Here is a 15773-nt window from a genome sequence, read left to right on the forward strand (position 1 = left end):
GCGTAGCGGCCCGCAGGTAGGGCCCCAGACATCAGCGGTCGGCGAACCGCCTGGTCAGCAGCGGCACCTGCGGCACCTGCATGGCGGCGCATGCCTCAGCCGACAGCACGCTGGCCCCCGCCCCCACGAACAGCTCGCCGAACCTGGCCAGATCGGCGGCCGTCGAGCACAGCGTGCTGCCCGCGGGCCCCGAGGCGCGCGAGAACATCCACGGCCGCACCACCGAGCCGTCGGGCGCGTGCCCGACCGCCACCCGGTCGGCCATCGCGGCGGGGCCGCCGTCAACCGCCCTCCGCCGTCTTGCATCGATCAAGCAGGAGGGTGCCGAGCGACCCCCTCCTTCGCGGGTGGGGACGTGCACGTGTACGCCGGCACCTACTGCGCTGTGCTTCAGCCGTTCACCAGCAGGATCTTGCCGATGTGCTGGCCGGCCTCCATGAGCCGGTGCGCCTCGGCGGCCTCGGCCATGGGCAGGGTCTGGTCGATGACCAGCCGCACAGCTCCGTTCTCGATCAGCGGCCAGACCTGGCTCTGCACTTCGGCGACGATGGCGGCCTTCTGCTCCGCGGACCGGGTGCGCAAGGTGGTGCCGTGCACTGATACGCGCTTGAACACCAGCTCGGCAAGGTTGAGCTGACCCTCCAGGCCGTTCTGCAGGCCGATGACGACCAGGCGTCCGTCGACGGCCAGCGACCGGACGTTCCGTTCGAGGTACTGGCCGCCGATGACGTCGAGGATCACGTCATAGGGGCCGTACTCGGCGAAGTCCTGTGTGCGGTAGTCGATCGTCACGTCGGCCCCCAGTTCCCGTGCCCGGGCGGCCTTCTCGGGGCTGCCGACGGTGGCGACGACGCGGGCTCCCAGTGCCTTGGCGATCTGGATCGCCATGGTGCCGACGCCTCCGGCTCCGCCGTGCACGAGGAAGGTCTCGCCCTCCTTCAGCCTCGCGGTCATGACGATGTTGGACCACACGGTGGCGACTGCTTCTGGCAGGGCCGCCGCCTTGACCAGGCTGATTCCCTTGGGCACCGTGAGCAGCTGTCCTGCGGGGACGGCGACCTTCTGCGCATAGCCGCCTCCGGTCAGCAGCGCGCAGACCTCGTCGCCCACCTGCCAGCCGGTCACGCCCTGGCCGACGGCGCTGATGCGGCCCGAGACCTCCAGCCCCGGATACGGCGAAGTCCCCGGCGGTAGCGGGTAGAGACCCATCCGCTGCATGACGTCCGCCCGGTTCAGGGCAATGGCCACCACGTCGATGACCACCTCGCCGGCGGCGGGCACCGGGTCTTCGACCTCGGTCCATTCCAGGACCTCAGGGCCACCAGGTTCCTTGATCGATACAGCCTTCATGGCACTCCGTTCGTATGGCCGAGTGAAGGACTCTCATGTCCAAAGCAAGTACGGCCAGCGTGCTTGGCAAAAGGCGCGGCGTTGAGGTTAAGGGAAAGCCAGGCCGCAGCCGTGAGGAGCTGAGACCCGGCCCTTGGAGCCGGATCGCCAGAGAGCCTAATGTGTGCGCTGTTAACATTACGTGCTGGAAGTATGCGGTGTCAACATTGAGTGGCAGGCTGCGGCCCTGGGTTTGCCGGAGGACGGCGATAGGGCCTGTCCTCGCGCGCGGGCGCGCGCCCGCGCCGTCCCCCTTGGGCTCGGCGCGGGCGCGCCCGAGGGGAGTGGTGTGGCGTCATCGATGAGCGCCAACCCGCGGTGGGGCGCCACAGCCACGTGCTTCGACCAGCGCTCGTACGCCTGTCGTTGCACGGTGACCGTGACCTTCCTTCGCGTGCTGGGCGGCGTTTTCGGAGCCGCCGATGCGCGGTCGTGATGATGTCGGACCACACCTGGTGACCGCTCCGGGCAGGGCTGCGGCCTCGGTCGGGTCGACTCCGGGGTTGAGGAACCTGCGGGCAGCCGTTATCGCTGAGATTGATCTTCGCGATGACGGCGACGGGTGAGCGATGAACTGGAGGAGTCGCCGCGGTAGGCGCGTACGGTGTGGGCGGAGGCGCCGCCGTTCTTCTGATCGGTGAGGACGTCGTCCAGGTGGATGGAAAGCGGATGCCCATTGCCGAGCTGGTGGACGATCACCGGGTCCATCTCGCCGCCCCCCAGTCGCCGAGTTGCCAGACAACCGGGAATCGAACCGTCCACGTCGGGCGGGCCGATCCCAGCTTGCGCACACCTCGCAGTGCCAGTCTTGCCAGATAACCGCAACCCTTGAGGCAGGCCCATCGGCTCACCATCTGTCCGGGTCGACATCCATTCCCTGCTTCAACTGGGATTCTTCGCTCGGATGCACGTCATGCCCCGGTACGGCCGCGACGGCCGTACCGGGGCGTCCGGTCAGGGGTGCGCGGGGCCTTCGCCCGGCGATCTTCGATCTCGGTCGAGGACCTGGCACGGGACAAGGTCATCCAGGTCCCATCAACCATCCCCGAGTACCTGGGCGCTGCCCGTCACCTCCTCACCACCCCCAACGGGCAATGCGATCCCTGTCGGCCCGGTGGCTGGCACCTTCCAGGAGGTTCTCACCCTGGTCGGCGCGGGCAAGGGCATCTTCCCCTGTGGGGCGAACGGCGTGCGCTACTACGCCCGGCCCGACGTCACCTACGTCCCCATCCACGACGGGCCAGTCCTGGAGTGGGGGCCGGTCTGGCGCGCCAACGCCACCACCACGCGAACCAAGGCGTTCGTCCAAGCCGTCGACACGCTCGACCACCACGACGTCTGACGGCCGCCACGGCCGGGACTCCTCTGGGCTGGTCGGGTAGGTGTCGATGGCGGCCCATCCGTAGGAACCGGCAGGGGCTTGTAGCGGTCCTCTCAAACCGGGTTCTCAGGAACCAAAAGCCGCGCTGATTCCGAGCACTGGCCGACACTCGGCAACGCCAACGAGCTCGATATCGTCACGGCGAGCTGCTGGCACGCATCCGAATAAGTCGGCGCTCTCATGATCAAGGCTCTGGTTCAGAAACAGGCTCGCGGTCGGCCCCTCCGCATGCGTCCACGCCGACCATGCAGAAAGGTCAAGAACCCCTTCGCCAGGACCCTGCCCTCCCCAGCTGTGCGGCCAAGTAGTCCACCACCGGCCACGGCACGGCGAGCGGGTCGGTCATGAACAGCCCCTTGTATCGGACCGTCCCGATCTGGATGGTCACCCCCAGACGATGCGCAGACTTCGTGGCCCGTCTTCCGGCCGGTCACGCCTTGGTCGACGGCGCTTCAGCCCCGGATACGGCGATACCTCTGGCGGCACGGGGTGGATGCCCATCCGCTGCGCGGCGTCGGCCCGGAGCTCGATCGTCGCGGCTTGCGCGATCCGCACATCGTGTCAGGCACCCTTACCAACGGGCGGGAGCAGCACCAGGGCCTTCATCGCGGGCCGAGTGCAGCCGTCGCTCGCCGGCGGTCCGCATCCCTGAACATTCACTGCCGTGAGTCGTACCCAGCCCCTATGCCCTGACCTGCTTGGGCGGTGCGGCCGCGGCCTGTGACATCGCCGGGGAGGCGGTGAACAGCGCATGGACGGCGGCGCTGACCTGGTCGGCGACCACCTCGGGGGTGGAGGCGTCGAGTTTCCCGTCGAGGTGCAGGAATGCCAGGCCGTGGACGAGGGCCCATACCGTGGTCGACAGCGCGTCCGGATCGGCGCCGGGGAAGGCGCCGCGGACGATACTGCGCACGTATTCCGAGATGGCAGCGGTCGCGGTGACCCGTTCCTCGTTGTTCGGATCGCAGGGCTCCGCGAACATCACCCGGAACAGCGCCGGGTGCTCGAGCGCGAAACGGACGTAGGCGACGGCGACGGCGGCGAGGTCGTCGGGAGTCGTTGGCGAGGGATGCGCGGCGACCAGGTGTCCGGCGAGTTCGCGGTAGCCCTGTGCGGCGACCGCGGAGACGAGCGCGTCGCGGTCCGCATAGTGGCGGTAGGGGGCTGTCGGCGACACGCCGGCCCGCCGTGCCACCGCCCGCAGCGACAGCCCGGCGCTGCCGTTCTCCTCGAGCAGTTCCCGCGCGGCGCGCAGACAGGCGGCGCGCAGATCGCCGTGGTGGTACGAGGCACTGGCTTGCGACATAGGTCACACCCTCTCATGTTTGCATCGCTTACATCGTCGGCTAATGTGTGCAGTGCATACATGTTAGGCGATTGAGATCGAGAGGGGAAATCGGATGACCAGCGAGCTGTTCTCGCCGTTGTCCCTGCGTTCCGGGCAGGTGCTGGGCAACCGGATCGCGAAGGCGGCCATGGAGGAGAACATGGCCGGCCACGGCCAGCTGCCCGACCGGCAGCTGATGGCGCTGTACCGTCGCTGGGCCGCCGGCGGCACCGGAATGCTGATCACCGGCAACGTCATGGTCCACGCCGAGGCGCTGACCGGTCCCGGCGGCGTCGTGCTCGACCAGGCCGCGCCGCTGAAGCCGTTCACCGAGTGGGCCAAGGCCGGCAAGGCCGGCGGCGCGGCGATGTGGATGCAGATCAACCATCCCGGCCGCCAGGTCCAGGCCGACATGCCCGGCGTCGTGTGGGGCCCGTCCGCTGTGGGCGTCGACCTGGGCCGGCACAGCAGCCGCTTCGGCCGCCCCGTCGCTATGACCCCCGAGCAGATCGAGGACACCGTGACCCGGTTCGCGGTCACGGCCCAACGCGCCGAACAGGCGGGGTTCGACGGTGTGGAGATCCACGCCGCGCACGGCTACCTGTTGTCGCAATTCCTGTCCCCCCTGGTCAACCAGCGCACCGACGCGTGGGGCGGGCCGCTCGAGAACCGGGCCAGGATGCTGCTTGACGTCGTCCGCGTCGTCCGCGCCGCCGTCTCACCGTCCTTCGCGGTCGCGGTGAAGCTCAACTCCGCCGACTTCCAGCGCGGCGGATTCGACGCCGACGACGCACGACAGGTGATCGCGATGCTCGAACCGCTCGGCGTCGACTTGGTCGAACTGTCCGGTGGCAGCTACGAAAGCCCGGCGATGACCGGCCGCCCCGCCGATGCGCGCACCCAGGCCCGCGAGGCCTACTTCCTGGACCTGGCGAAGGACCTGGTCAAAACCAGCCCCCTCCCGCTGATGCTCACCGGCGGCATCACCCGGCGCGACACCGCCGAAAAGGTCCTCGACAGTGGCGTGGTGCTCATCGGGATGGGCACCGCCCTCGCCGTCACCCCGGACCTGCCTGACCGCTGGCGGCACGGCCGCGATGCCGACCGGCAGCTGCGGCCGGTGACCTGGTCCGACAAGGCTCTCGCCTCGGCCGCCGGCATGGCACAGGTCCGCCACCAGATGCGCCGCATCGCCCGCGGAAACGACCCCAAGCCCGGCACCCACCCGGCGTACGCCCTGCTCTCCGAACGACGCCAGCAGCGACAGGCGCTGCGCCGCTACCGCGCCTGGCTGCCCGCGTCACAGGACACCGCCGCAGCGAGCCGACCCGCGTAATCGCACCACCGGCCGGCGCCCCATGTGCCCGGCCACGATCACTGAGAGCGGCCGCAGATGGGCGGCCACCTTGTCGAGCGTGCTGAGGGCCAGGTGTATCGGACACGTACTCGGCCTTGGGCGGCGCCCCAGCTCGGTGGCCCCGCGACCGCGACCTCGGTCGGCTCGCTTGTCCACCGCCCCGCAGTACCGCCGAGCCATCCCACCGAGACCCGCCCGTCGATGCCCCGCACCTCGGGGTCGGATCATCTCGCACAGACGCTGTGCGATCGGCGTTGTCGGCGGCCAGCCCGGAGGTGGGCAGGAACATGGCCAGGGCGGGTGCGGTCGGCAGCGCGAACGTCGCCTGCCGCCGTCCGCGGCCAGGAAGGAGCGCCTAGCCCTGCCGGGCATGCGCGCGGGAGCCGTGACAGAGGCTGATCCCTCGGGATACAGCGGGCTCTACTCGAACATGTCGGTGTCGGAGCGGACGATCTGGTCGTACAGCGGCTGGAAGTTGATCCAGCCGACCAGGTCGTTGCCGATCTGTCCGTGAGTGAGTTTGGCCTGCTCGTGGTCGATGAGCACGGTCGGGCCTGCCGCCTTGGCCAGCAGCTGAGCCTGGCAGGAGCGCTCCATCGTGATGAACCACCAGGCAGCGGCATCGACGGAGTCGCCCACGGTCAGCAGGCCGTGATTGCGCAGGATGACGGCCTTGTGCGAGCCCAGCGCCTGGGCGATGCGGCGGCCCTCCTCGGTCTCCAGAACCACGCCGGTGTAGTCGTCGAACAGGCCGTGGTCCTCGTAGAAGGCGCAGGCGTCCTGGGTCAGCGGCTCCAGCGGGACGCCGAGCGACGACAGCGCCTTGCCGTACACCGAGTGGGAGTGCGCGGCGGCGACCGCGTCCGGGCGGGCCTGGTGGACCATCGAGTGGATGGCGAAGGCGGCTTGGTTGACGTGATACTTGCCGTGGACGACCTGGCCCTGGTGGTTGACCAGGATGAGGTCGCTGACCTTGATGTGTTTGAAGCTCATGCCGAAGGGGTTGACCCAGAAGTAGTCCGGGTGTTCGGGGTCGCGGGCGGTGATGTGCCCGGCCACGCCCTCCTCGAAGCCGAACCTGCCGAACAGCCGCAGCGCGGCGACCAGGCGCTCCTGACGGTGGCGCCGCTCCTCTTCGACGTTGTCGAACTTGGGCGGCAGGCGGAAGGTCAGCCGGTCGGTGGGGATGGGATCGAGATTCATGTCATCTCCGGAATCGGTGGTGTCGCCGTGCGTGCGCACAACTGGGGGAGTGGCGTCATGTTGGTCCAGAGTCTTGCCTGAAGCTCGAGTCGAGCAACGGTCACGGAACCAGAATCTGGTTCGCGTACTTGTGCGGTGGCACAATGTCGCGCGTGCATGGATCCGAGTTCCCGGTGCTGGGCGCCCGGCTTCTGGCCAGAGCCGACGAGCTGGCGGCAGAGCTGGCCCGGCGGATCCGGGCGGCCGAGGCCGAGCTGGCGGTCGTACCTGAAGAAGACCTGATCACGGTCTGCGCCGAGCAGTTGCGCACGGCCCTCACCCATTTGAAGGGTGGCGAGGCGCTGCCGACCGAGACCGCCGAGGCCAACGCCCGCCGGCGCGCGCATCGAGGCATACCCTTGGCCGCCCTGCTGCACAGCTACCGGATCGGCACCCAGTTCCTGTGGGAGTGCTTCGTCGCTGAGACCACCCCCACCGAGCACGCAGCCCTGATCGAAAACGCAGGTGAGCTGTGGCTCGGTCTTGATCGGATGTCGGAGGCCATCCGCGCGGCCTATCGCGAGGCGGAAGCGGAGCGCGAGCTACGCGCCAGGCTTGACCGCGACCTGCTGTTCGACGCGCTCCTCAGCACCGATCCGGTGCGGATCAGGGAGGGTGCCGACGCGCTCGGCCTGCCGTACCGGGGTCGCTTCCATGTCATCGCCGCCGAGGCCGCCGCGGAGCTGCCGGACGCCGCCGTCCGGCGTCACCTGCCCACCGAACGGCTGGCTGTGCTCTCCCTGCCCGGCACCGCGCCCTTCCCGCAGTGGCGGGGTGGTCGCTTCGGTGTCAGCCCCGCCTACGACCAGATCTCCCAGACCGCCGCGGCCCTGCGCTTGGCCCGGCTGGCACTCGCGGCCGTGCCGCCCGGCATCGAGGACGTCTGCCACTACGGCGACCGCCCGATCGCCACGCTGATCGCCGGCAATCCCGACACCGCCGACGACCTGACCCGCCGGATCCTCGGCAGGCTGCTCGACCTGCCCCGCGAGGATCGCGAGGACCTGCTGGCCACCGCCCGGGCATGGTTCGCGGCCGCCGGCTCGACGGCCGCTACGGCCAGGGCCATGTTCTGCCACCGCAACACGGTCCGCTACCGACTCGGCAGGCTGCAGGACTTGACCGGCCGCTCCATCGACCATCCGGCTGAGGCGGCCGAGCTGCTCTTCGCGCTGGAAACGGTCAGCCTTCAGGGCCGCTGGGATCGATGAACTCAGACCGCGGCTGGAGCGGGGTGCCCGCGGCGGACCAGTCCTGTACCTGTACGGCCCGCAACTGGCCTCTGGAGCCTCAGCGAGCGCCGGCTTTCTTCAGGACCTTCAGCACGCCGGTCAGGAGGGCGGCCCAGGTTCGGTGCGAGACGCGAGCCGGCGGGCTGAACCCTTGGATGCGTTGGTGGGCAACGGTTTGAGGCTCGGTGTACTTGAGGATCCCGTCGGCCCCGTGGCGGCGACCGAGTCCGGAGTCGCCCATGCCGCCCATTGGCGCGTCGATGCTTCCCCACGCGGCGGCGAAGGCCTCGTTGACGTTGACGGTGCCGGCGTGTACGCGGGCGGCGACGGCCCGGCCGCGGGCTCCGTTGCGGGTCCAGACGCTGGCGTTGAGGCCGTACGGCGTGGCGTTGGCCCGCGCGATCGCCTCGTCGACGTCGCGGAAGGGGTAGATCGAGACGACGGGCCCGAACGTCTCGTGCTCGTACAGCGTCATGTCGGGGGTGACATCGGCCAGGATGGTCGGTTCGTAGAACAGCGGCCCGAGGTCCGGACGCGCCTTCCCGCCGGCAAGCACGGTCGCGCCCTTGGCGACGGCGTCGTCGACGTGTGCGGTGACGGCCTCCAGCTGGGACGGGTTGGTGAGGCTGCCGACGTCGCAGCTGTAGTCGTATGCGGCGCCTACCTTGAGGTTCTTGGTGCGGGCGACGAACGCGGCGACGAACTGGTCGTGGATGGCCTCGGCCACGTACAGGCGCTCGATGGAGACGCAGAGCTGGCCCGCGGAGGGGAAGCACGCGGCGACGGCGCCGTCGGCGGCCTTTTCGATGTCGGCGTCGTCAAGGACGATCATGGCGTTCTTGCCGCCGAGTTCGAGTGATGCGCCGATGAGGCGTTCGCCGGCGTCGCGCGCGATCTGGCGTCCACTGGCGGTGGAGCCGGTGAACATCATGTAGTCGGCGCCTGCCATCAGTGCGCCGCCGATGGAGCTGCCCCGGCCGACCACCATCTGCCACACACCGGCCGGCAGGCCGGCTTCGTGCATCAGGTCCAGTGCCCACAGCGCGGTGAGCGCGGTCTGGGTGTCGGGCTTCTGGACGACGGCGTTGCCGGCCATGAGCGCCGGGATGGCGTCGCCGGCGGCCATGCTCAGGGGGTAGTTCCAGGGTGAGACGACGGCGACGACGCCCTTGGGGTGGCGCAGTTCGGTGGTGTGGGTGAGCACGGGGATCGCGCCGCGGCGGCGCTGGGGTGCCAGGTACCTGGCGGCGTTGCGCGCGTAGTACCGGGCGGTGATCGCGATGTCGGTGACCTCGAGGAACGCGTCGCGGCGGGTCTTGCCGTTCTCGGCCTGCATCAGGTCCAGCGCCTCGGCCTGGCGGGCGAGAACGAGGTCGTGGAATCGCAGCAGGATCTTCTTGCGCTGACTCAGCGATATGGCGGCCCAGGCCTTCTGGGCGATGCGGGCGCGTGCGAAGGCGTCCTCGACGTCCGCGGGCGTCGAGACCGGCAGGGCGGCCAGCGGGGCACCGGTGTACGGGGCGATGGTGGTGACCCGTACGGCATCTGCCGCGGCTGCGACACGCGCCGTCAGACGCCCGATCCGAGCCGGAGTCAGGGAGGCGGGCAGGCCGGAACCGCGGGCGGCGGACAGGGGGACGTGGTCAGTGACCATGGCAGGGCTCCTTGCTCCTAGTTCCGGCTCTGGACCGAGGTGGGGACCGGCATGTGCAGGGCGAGTTGGCCTTCGGTCATGACGTCGAGCTGAACAGTCTTGATCGGATTGAGCGATCGCAGGTCGTCGGCCATGCGGCCGTCCCCGACCTCGAGGGCGACGTTGCGCGGGACGCGCGCAGTTCCGGCCGTCAGCACATTGGTCTGACTCAGAGTTGAGTGCCACGCGCCGTTGATCGACGTGTACGAGGTGAGGGTCGAGACACGTTCGCCGCTTGGATACGCGGTCTGGGCCGGTGTGGCTACTGAGAACGACAGGTCGGTCCCGCCGGCGTCGTTGGCCACGCGTGCGGTCGTACGGCCGGCGTCGATGCCGACATCGAGCTCGGTGACCCACTTGGGGAAGCCGTAACCATCGTGGCCGCGCACCTGGGCGATTTCCGTGCTCACCGGCAGGGACAGCACGTAGGAATCGAGGTGTTCGTTCTTGAGGGCGGTGACGAGGTCGAAGAAGCCGAGTCGGCCGTGCCGTACCGGCTTGACGGCGATTCCGACGGCGGCTTCGGTGTAGAAGTCGATGTCGCACACGTCGTAGCGGAAGAACATGACCGAGACCAGCCCGAGACCCGGCGCGACCTCCAGCGGCGCCAGCTCCCTGGGCAGGCGGGTGCGGATCGCGCGGGAGCGGGCGAGCATCGTGAGCCGGGCGGTCGAGATGCGGTAGTAGAAGTTCGGGGTGAGCGTGGCACCGATCGGAGAGTCGACCTTGGTCTTGGGCAACCGCCGGAAGAAGTCGACGCTGCTGACGCGGGGATCGCGGGCGACTTCGTCGAGATCGGTGTTCATCCGGTACCGGTCGTACAGGCCGCCCTTCGGGACGGTGACCGTACGGCCGCCCAGGTCGACCTTGACTGTGTCCTGCTGGGTCGATGACATCGGCGTAGCTCCCTGGCTCGCATGTTGACGGTGCTCACATGAGCCTAGCCCGGCATGTAAGCACCGTCAACACTGGCGGCGGAGGAAGACGCCCTCGCCCATCCGCTCCGCGTTGCCGCCGGTTCTTCGGGGACTCAAGCCGGGACGTGGCGGCCCCGTAGGCGGGCGACTGCCCGGGCCCGCTCGCGGACCCGGGGTACGGATCTACGGCTGTCTCAGCTGTCGTGCAGCGCCGTCCTCAGGGCGTCGACCGCGAGCTGGCGGCCGACGTTGGCGGCGCGGGTGTCGCGCAGGCTGTCCAGGAGGAGGAAGTCGTGGACCATGCCGGCCACCCGGACCGAGGTGACGTCCACGCCGGCCTCGCGCAGCTTGTTGGCGTACTGCTCGCCCTCGTCGCGCAGCACGTCGGCCTCGTCGGTGATGACCAGGGTGGTGGGCAGCCCCCGAAGCTGCTCCAGGGAGGCCTGGAGCGGGGAGGCGTACACCTCGGCGCGCTGGGCGGGGTCGGTGGTGTAGGCGTCCCAGAACCACTTCATTCCGTCGCGGGTGAGGTAGTAGCCCTCGGCGAACTGCAGGTAGGAGGGGGTGTCGAAGTCGGCGTTGGTCACCGGGTAGAGCAGTACCTGGGCCTTGAGGTCGATCCCGCCGCGCTCCTTGTTCATCAGCGCGAAGACCGCCGACATGCAGCCGCCGACCGACTCGCCGGTGACGGCGACGCGTGAGGTGTCCAGGCCATGCTCTGCGCCGTGTTCCATGACCCACTGGCCCACGGCGTAGTTCTGCTCGACCTGGGTGGGGTACTTCGCCTCCGGTGCCCGGTCGTAGACCGGAAAGACGCCTGCGGCGCCCGCGCCGACGGTGAGTTCGCGAAAGAGCCGGTCGTGGGTCTGGTCGTCGCCGAAGACCCAGCCGGCGCCGTGGATGTAGAACACCACCGGCAGCGGCCCGCTCGACCCCTTGGGCCGGATGATGCGGGTGCGGACCGTGCCCCACTGGCCGGCGTCCACGTCGACCCACTCCTCGTCGACGTCCGGGCGGGGCACGCTGGCGTCGCTCTGCAGGCCCAGCAGGATCTCACGGCCCCTGTCCGGGGGGACCTCGTAGATCCTGGGGTGCGGGTCGGTCGCCTCGGCCAGCTCCTTCGCGGCGGGTTCGAGGTAAGGGGTGATCGGCGCTGGAAGCGTGGTCATGTTGACTCCATGTCACGAGCACATGCGTGCCCTGTCGTGCGGCCTCACCGGCCGCGGCTGGTGGTCGCCCCGGGACAAACCGAGGCAGTAACGCAAGTCCTACCCACAGTGACGAGATCAGCTTCCACGGCTGACCACCGGCGCGGTCACCGCGCTGCGACGGCCGGCAGGGCGGGCCAGCGCCTGCTCCCGTCATCGCGCAGGCTCTCGGCTTCCATGACAAGACCACCACCCGAATCGGAGCTGCAGGCCACCTACGGCACCCACTGGAGCCCGGCCTTGCCCGGGGGCCCGTCGCCGAAGCTCTGACTGGCATTTCCGCCTTTGCGGCGATTCATTACTACCGAAACCCGCTACTGTTGCCGCGTGGGTGGCGCAGGGGTGTCCATGAGCGAGCCTGCCGAGGTCCCGCCACTGTGGCGGGTCGATGATGTCATCGACGGCCGGTACAAGGTGACCCGGGTGCACGAGCGCGGCGGGATGGGACTGGTGTACCGGGTCCGGCATCTGCTGTGGGGCACCGATCTCGCGGTGAAATGCCCCCGCCCGGAGCTGTTTCAGGGCGCGGCCGACCGGGAGCGGTTCGTCACCGAGGCCGAGGTGTGGGTGTCGCTGGGGCTGCACCCTAACGTGTGCGCCTGCCACTACGTCCGCACGCTCGGCGGCATTCCCCGGGTGTTCGCCGAGTACGTCACGGGCGGCAGCCTGCGTGACTGGATCGACGACCGCAGGCTGTACGAGGGCACTGAACGCGAGGTGCTCACCCGCATCGTTGACTTCGCGATCCAGACCGCGTGGGGTCTCGAGCACGCGCACAGCCGCGGGCTGGTGCACCAGGACATGAAGCCCGCCAACGTCCTGCTCGACGAAGAAGGCACCGCGAAGGTCACCGACTTCGGACTGGCCAGGGCTCGCGCCGTCGCCATGACGATGCCCGCGCACGACAGCGCCCCCGGCGTCAGCGTGCTGGTCCCCACCGGTGGGCTGACCCGTGCGTATGCCTCGCCGGAACAGTCTTCGGGCGAGTCGCTGGGTCGGCGCACCGACATCTACAGCTTCGCGGTGTCGGTGCTGGAGATGTTCACCGGCGGTATCACCTGGATGGCTGGGCCGATCGCAGGGGAAGCACTCGCGGCCTACCGCGCCGACGGGCCGGGTGAGGCCGGGCTTCCGGCCATGCCCAGCGAACTCGCCGACTTGCTGGAGCGATGCCTGCGCCTCGACCCGGCCGATCGGCCGGGGTCGATGGCCGAGGTCGCCACCGGCCTGGCCAAGGTCTATCAGCGGATTTCGGATGGCCCGTATCCGCGTACCACCCCGGTGGCGGCCGATCTGCGCGCCGACGAGCTCAACAACCGGGGAGTGTCGCTGCTCGACCTCGACCGCACGTCCGAGGCTCGAGAGGCGTTCGCGGCGGCGCTGGCGGCGGACCCGCAGCACCTGGAGGCCACCTACAACACGGGCCTGCACCGGTGGCGCCATGGCGAGGTCACCGACGAGGAACTCATCACCGGTCTCGAAGCGATCCGCACCGACGCCGGGGACCAGTGGCAGGCACGCCATCTGCTCGCCCAGGTACACCTCGAACGCGGCGACCTCACCGCGGCCCGCGCGCTCCTCGATGAGCTCGGAGACGAGGCCACCGGCGAACCTGAAGTCCAAGCGGCCCTGCGGACGGTCCAATCCGGGCGGCTCACCGACGCGCGCTGCGCCGAGGCCAGGGCGATCCCGTGGGCGCTGTTCCACAATGACGAGCTGACCGAGCCGGATGGTCCGTACAAAATGGGCCCTTACATCCTCACCAGCCTCACCCCCGACGGCCGGCTGCTGCTGATCGGGGGCCGCGACGGCATGGTGAAGCTGTGGGACCTGCGCAGCGGGGAATGCCTCCAGGCGATCGAGGCGCACGTCGAGAACGGGTACCGCAAAGAACTTTGCTCGGTCGCCCTCACCCCGGACGGTCGCTTCGCCGCCTCCACCGGCAAGGACCAAACCTTACGGCTGTGGGATCTCGGCACCGGCCGCTGCTTACGCGGGTTCGCCCTCAAGCCGCCGCCCCGGTTCGGATACGTGACCAACCCGGTGGCGCTGAACGCCGACGCGAGCATCGTGCTGGTTTCGAACGCGGACGGGCCGATCCAGGTCTGGGACGTCCACAGTGGACAGCTCCGGCGGACCCTCGCCGGGCACGCCGACGGCGTGCGCTCGATCGAACTGACCGCCGACGGCGGCTTCCTGCTCTCCACCGGCAAGACCAACGGAGAAGTCCGGTTCTGGGACCTGAGCTCCGGCCGTTACCGGCTGATCCGTGCGGACGACACCTCACCGGTCACCGCCAGTTGCCTCGACTCCCCCGGACGTCTCGCGGTCGTCGGTGCCAAGGACGGCACGATCAGCCTGTGGAACCTGCGCACCGGCCGCTGCCTGCGGACCATGAACGCGCCTGACTCGGTGGAAACCGTGTCGCTGAGTGCCGACGCGCGCTTCGTGGTCTCCGGCTCGCACGACAAGACGGTCCGGATCTGGGACACCGCCAGCGGGCGATGCCTGCGGACCTTCCGGGGCCACCGCGCCGCGGTGCGGGCGGTCCGGCTCAGCGCGGACGGCCGCTCCGCGATCTCCGCGGGCCAGGACAACGCGGTCCGCCGGTGGGACCTCCCCCTCGACTGGGCCGCCGCACCGCAGCTGAGCAAACCACGACGGCACGCGGAAGTGAGCCGGCTCGGCAGCGAGGCCGAGGCGCTGGTTTCCGAGGCGGTGCGGGAAGTCGCCGCCTCCCGATACCCACGCGCGCTCGACGCGCTCACCCGGGCGCGGGCGATCCCCGGATACGAGCGATCGCCTCAGGTACTCACCGCCTGGCGGGCCCTGGGCCGCCACACGGTCCGCACGGGCCTGCGGGCGGCCTGGCCCACGGCGACCTTCTCCGGGTACCGTGCCGTGATTTCCGCCGACAGCACGATCGCGGTCTTCCGCGGCGGCGACGGGACGTTCCTGATCTGGGACGTCGTCGACGGAGCCTGCAAGCGCGTTATCGAAGGCCCTTTGACCGCGGTGAATGACATCAGCCTGAGCGCCGACAACCAGCGCGTGCTGTCGGCCGGGCACGACGGCAAGCTCCAGCTGTGGCACGCCGGCACCGGTGAGTGCCTGCGTGTCCTGTACGCGAGCACCCACGGCCTGACCGCAGCGCAGTTCTATGACGGCGGGCGAAAGGCGCTGGCCGCCGTCAACGAGAAGCTGCAGTTCTGGGATCTGAACGACGGCCGCCTCCTACGGACCATCGCGGACTGCGGCCTGGCGCACTCGATCTCGGTCAGCCCGGACGAACGTGTCGCCGCCACCGCCGGTCGAAGCAAGGAAATCATGCTGTGGGACCTCCGCCGGCGTCGGCGGCTGCGCACCCTCAAGGGGCACGACGACCGGGTGTCGTCGGTGTCCATGAGCGCCGACGGGCGTTTCGTGGTCTCGTGCGGCCGTGGGTACATCGGGTTGTGGGACATCGCGTCGGGGGAATGCGTGCGGGTCCTCGAGCACCCCGGCCATCCGATGACGGCCCGGCTCAGCACGGACGGGCGCTTCGCGCTTTCGGCCGGCAGCGATTCCTTTCTCCGGGTCTGGGATGTCCACAGTGGGCAGATGCTCCGCGCCCTGGAAGGACACCAGAGGCGAATAGTGGACCTCGCGTTCGCCCCCGACGGCAGCTTCGCCTTGTCGACAGGCGGCAACGGGACCGTCCAGCGCTGGGATTTCGACTGGGAACTGTCGGCACGCGAACCAGCGGACTGGGCCGACGGCGCGACCCCCCACCTGAAGCTTTTCCTGGCCGGGCATCAGGCCGGCCGGAATACCGGCGAGGCCGACGAGCTGATGGAGCGGCTCCAGGACGCCGGTTTCGGCTGGCTGCGGCCCGAAGGCGTACGGGCGCAACTCGAACGCCGGGCCATCAGGCGGCTCGGCAGGTTCTTGAGCAGGATGTTGAAACGGTGACGCGGTACGCGCCGGCCGGTTGCTCATCCAGCGGCCGGGCCGGCACGACCGTGCGCTGGTGTCCACCACCGTGGGC

General features: G+C 69.5%; 13 protein-coding genes. 4 read left to right on the forward strand and 9 right to left on the reverse strand.

The window, feature by feature from the left end:
• Positions 1–31: 31 nt before the first annotated feature.
• The 3 genes from ACFXJ8_RS35640 to ACFXJ8_RS35650 all read right to left on the reverse strand — a co-directional run bounded on the left by ACFXJ8_RS35640 (position 32) and on the right by ACFXJ8_RS35650 (position 2097).
• The gene (locus ACFXJ8_RS35640) at positions 32–313 is read right to left on the reverse strand and encodes a hypothetical protein (protein ID WP_379648613.1); all 282 of its coding nucleotides are present in this window, start codon (positions 311–313) and stop codon (positions 32–34) included.
• Positions 314–390: 77 nt separating this feature from the next.
• Complete coding sequence (locus ACFXJ8_RS35645; RefSeq protein ID WP_379648615.1) at positions 391–1350, reverse strand: NAD(P)H-quinone oxidoreductase; 960 nt, start codon at positions 1348–1350, stop codon at positions 391–393.
• 564 nt (positions 1351–1914) lie between these two features.
• On the reverse strand, positions 1915–2097 hold the full coding sequence (locus ACFXJ8_RS35650; protein WP_379648616.1) for a hypothetical protein: 183 nt from the start codon (positions 2095–2097) through the stop codon (positions 1915–1917).
• 406 nt (positions 2098–2503) lie between these two features.
• Here ACFXJ8_RS35650 and ACFXJ8_RS35655 point away from each other — a divergent pair, with 406 nt between their 5' ends.
• Positions 2504–2731, forward strand: coding sequence for a hypothetical protein (locus ACFXJ8_RS35655; protein ID WP_379648617.1), 228 nt, complete (start codon positions 2504–2506; stop codon positions 2729–2731).
• A gap of 295 nt (positions 2732–3026) precedes the next feature.
• On the opposite strand, the gene ACFXJ8_RS35660 is transcribed toward ACFXJ8_RS35655, so the two are convergent.
• Both ACFXJ8_RS35660 and ACFXJ8_RS35665 read right to left on the reverse strand, forming a co-directional pair.
• Positions 3027–3158 carry a DUF4158 domain-containing protein gene (locus tag ACFXJ8_RS35660; protein ID WP_379648619.1) on the reverse strand — a complete coding sequence of 44 codons (132 nt, stop codon included), beginning with the start codon at positions 3156–3158 and terminating at the stop codon, positions 3027–3029.
• A gap of 294 nt (positions 3159–3452) precedes the next feature.
• Entirely contained in the window at positions 3453–4076 is a 624-nt protein-coding gene (locus tag ACFXJ8_RS35665) for a TetR/AcrR family transcriptional regulator (RefSeq protein ID WP_379648621.1), read from the reverse strand.
• A 94-nt stretch (positions 4077–4170) separates the two neighbouring features.
• Between ACFXJ8_RS35665 and ACFXJ8_RS35670 the strand changes: the two genes are divergently transcribed.
• Positions 4171–5433, forward strand: a complete 1263-nt coding sequence (locus ACFXJ8_RS35670; protein WP_379648622.1) for an NADH:flavin oxidoreductase/NADH oxidase family protein — start codon at positions 4171–4173, stop codon at positions 5431–5433.
• A 441-nt stretch (positions 5434–5874) separates the two neighbouring features.
• Here ACFXJ8_RS35670 and ACFXJ8_RS35675 read toward each other — a convergent pair whose 3' ends face one another.
• Positions 5875–6657 (reverse strand): class II aldolase/adducin family protein, encoded by a 783-nt coding sequence (locus ACFXJ8_RS35675; RefSeq protein ID WP_379648624.1) that lies wholly within the window; start codon positions 6655–6657, stop codon positions 5875–5877.
• Positions 6658–6809: 152 nt separating this feature from the next.
• On the opposite strand from ACFXJ8_RS35675, the gene ACFXJ8_RS35680 reads away from it, so the two are divergent.
• Positions 6810–7907, forward strand: coding sequence for a helix-turn-helix domain-containing protein (locus ACFXJ8_RS35680; protein WP_379648625.1), 1098 nt, complete (start codon positions 6810–6812; stop codon positions 7905–7907).
• A gap of 79 nt (positions 7908–7986) precedes the next feature.
• On the opposite strand, the gene ACFXJ8_RS35685 is transcribed toward ACFXJ8_RS35680, so the two are convergent.
• From ACFXJ8_RS35685 to ACFXJ8_RS35695, 3 genes are all read right to left on the reverse strand, one after another.
• Positions 7987–9582: a succinic semialdehyde dehydrogenase gene (locus ACFXJ8_RS35685; RefSeq protein WP_379648627.1), complete on the reverse strand. Its 1596-nt coding sequence runs from the start codon at positions 9580–9582 to the stop codon at positions 7987–7989.
• Between the two features lie 17 nt (positions 9583–9599).
• On the reverse strand, positions 9600–10517 hold the full coding sequence (locus ACFXJ8_RS35690; protein WP_379648629.1) for an acetoacetate decarboxylase family protein: 918 nt from the start codon (positions 10515–10517) through the stop codon (positions 9600–9602).
• Between the two features lie 215 nt (positions 10518–10732).
• Complete coding sequence (locus tag ACFXJ8_RS35695; RefSeq protein ID WP_379648631.1) at positions 10733–11707, reverse strand: alpha/beta hydrolase; 975 nt, start codon at positions 11705–11707, stop codon at positions 10733–10735.
• Positions 11708–12094: 387 nt separating this feature from the next.
• On the opposite strand from ACFXJ8_RS35695, the gene ACFXJ8_RS35700 reads away from it, so the two are divergent.
• Positions 12095–15697: a protein kinase gene (locus ACFXJ8_RS35700; RefSeq protein WP_379648633.1), complete on the forward strand. Its 3603-nt coding sequence runs from the start codon at positions 12095–12097 to the stop codon at positions 15695–15697.
• The last annotated feature ends 76 nt before the right edge of the window (positions 15698–15773 follow it).

The sequence above is a fragment of the Nonomuraea sp. NPDC059194 genome, assembly GCF_042754765.1.
In the GTDB taxonomy this organism is placed as follows: domain Bacteria; phylum Actinomycetota; class Actinomycetes; order Streptosporangiales; family Streptosporangiaceae; genus Nonomuraea.